This is a genomic window from Leptolyngbya sp. FACHB-36 (assembly GCF_014695955.1).
In the GTDB taxonomy this organism is placed as follows: Bacteria; Cyanobacteriota; Cyanobacteriia; order Leptolyngbyales; family Leptolyngbyaceae; genus FACHB-36.
In genome coordinates, this window is record NZ_JACJPG010000100.1 from 1 (window position 1) to 2,597 (window position 2,597).

General features: G+C 57.7%; 1 protein-coding gene. It reads right to left on the bottom strand.

From position 1 onward, the window contains the following. Positions 1-2,532 (bottom strand): plasmid replication protein, CyRepA1 family (locus H6F43_RS01370; RefSeq protein ID WP_190340230.1); only part of this gene is annotated, 2,532 nt, incomplete at its 3' end. Positions 2,533-2,597 lie beyond the last annotated feature (65 nt).

The following is a 2,597-nucleotide window of genomic DNA, read 5'->3' on the forward strand; positions in this document are numbered from 1 at the left end:
CACCACAGGATCTGGATCACCCGCTTGATTTTGATCTTCTTGAAAGGGGGGTGATCCTGTTGGCTCAGTAGTCTGCTGCCAGCGGGTGCGGCGACGATCGATCACGGTGATCAGCGCTTGCCAGTGAGTGGCATCTAAGCGATACACCCGTAGTTTCTCATCGGGATGACCGGGCGTGGAGCGGGACCAGCGAAAGGCAACCTTAATCCCCAGCTGGCTCAGCAGCTGATGCACGATCTGGACATCGCTGACCTTGTCGGTAACGGTGAAGTTTAAGACGTGCCGCACGAGCGCTGCCTGCTCGCGGATCTTGCTGGCACAGGCGCACAGGTCATACTTCGTCCACTCTAAATTCGGATCGAGAAATGCATTTAGTCCCAGGGTCTGACGCAGCTTGCGTCGCAGTTCGACACCGGAGAGGTCCCAAGGGCAGACCCCCTGATTCCAGCTGGCTTGCTTCTCTAGAGCTTTGACTGTGCCATCACGAGCCACGTCAGGAAACAGCTGGGCTTCCAGATTGAGCAACGCTTGCCGTCGCCGCCCGTGATTGTCCCACAGCACATCTTCGACCGTCAGCGCCTCCAGCCCATAAAACTCCTTGAGCTGAAACTTAGCGATCGCCCGCTGCTCATCCGGGGATAGGTTCTCCTTCTGCTGCAGCGCCAGAACCTGAGCGTAGATTAAATCTTCGGCTCCCACGATCGCTTCGGCATCCATCTGCTTCAACTCCTCACGCGCTTGCTGCAGCAGTAAGCGAGCAGCGGGATCAGCGGTGCGTTCTTCGACAGAGACTGAGTTGCCCTCATGCTGCAATCGCACCCGCACGGCATCACGCAGGGACAGCATACTGCGATTGCGCTCCGCTTCCATGTGGCAGAACAGGTTGACCCAGGGATCTGACTGCCAATCATACTGGGCAATCTCGTCCTGAATGTCCTCCCGCAGGCTGGAGCGGATTAAGCTCACCACGGCGCTGGTGCGCTGCTGTAGATGGTTTTTGAGTTCCAGAGCATTGATTGAGCGGCTGATTTTGGAGAAGTTGAAGCCGCGCTGAGCACACCAGACAATGCGCTCGACTGGTTCTCGCACCCGTCCTAAGGCTTGGGCAATATCGGCATCCGTGGAGCTGCCGCCAGTAAAGATGCCATAAACCTTCGCGATCACTCCCGTTGCCTCAATACTGACGCCGGTGGCAACGCTGGGCGAGCAAAGGATAATGTCGTATTCCCTCTGAGCGAGAACGATATCAGGCGTTTCCACGAACGTGCGTTCGGCCTCGCCACCTGAGGTTTCGGCGTTGATCAGCAGGAACCGCTTGTCGGGGTACTGCTGCTGAATCAGGCGGGCGATCGCTTTGGATACCTGCTTGCTATCGGTGGCGACCATTAACACTTGCCCATCTGGCAAAGATTCCATCTCGGTCAGCAGGTCAGCCGTAATCGAGGTGCGATCCGGTGCTTCGATGAAACGAACGGGGTAGCCTTGTGGCTGATAATCGTTGCGGATGAGGAAGACTGGCTGCTCGTCCCCACGTAGGTCGCGCAAACAATGCAGCGCGGCATTGTCGAGATCCGCATCGGCGACAATCACTCGTCGCGCCGCTTGAATCAAAGCGCGGAAGCGAGCTAGCAGCGCCGGACGCTTGCCGTCTTGGTTCGTGGTGGTACTGGTCAGGAGGTGTCGCAGCACCTGGCAGACTTCATCGATGACCAGGTCGCAGCCCCGGAACTGCTCAGGGTTGATCGCCAGCAAGCTATCGACACAGAAGCCGACGCGCAGGGTGTAGCCGCAGCCGGTGATGAAGCGACCATCGGGAGTTTTGTCCAAATCACCCCGCCAGTCGAGTCCCAAGCGACGGCTGAGGTTGCGCCCGAGGGCAACCCGGTGAGTAGCGGATAAAACCTTCTTTAGGTCAGCAACCTGATGGTGGATGAACTTAGTCTTGCCCGTGGCTTTTGGAGCGGCGATCGCCAAAATGCCGTGCTCTGGAAGCTCGTCTAGTTGCACAGTAGAGAGGTCGGCAGCGTGGAGCTGCAGGGCTGCCGTCCAGGTGAGACGGTTCTCTAACCACTGTTGAATCCGCCACTGTTCGAGCGGCATGGCTTGGGCAATCGCCTGATGAACCGCATCTGCCCCACCGAGCACCCGCAGATCATCGATGCCTTTGCCGTGTTCAGGTTGCCAGTGAGCGATCGTCACGGTGCACTCTGCCTTGGCTAGGAGTCCTCCAAAGCGAGCCAGGGCTTTGCTGACCTTGGAACGGGTGTCTGTTGTGCTGTCTTGGTCAAAGGCGAGAATAACTGGGCGATCCGGGACTGCAAAGCGGGCAACATCTGGAATCAGTTCGGGTGCAGTGGGATGACCTAACTCATCTTTGGTGCGGTAGCCGCCGTTGACCCCATAGAGGGCGATCGCGACGTAGCCCAAACTGAGCAAGCAAAGAGCTTTCTTACCGCCCTCAGTCCAAACGATGGGAATCTCTGAGTGCAGAGTAAGCCAGCCCCAGAAATCACCAGATTCGGGGACCTCCACGTTGTAACGATGGCTAATTTCATGGCGGATCGTTGAAGGGATAGGCGGGAGATAAGCACGGCTGC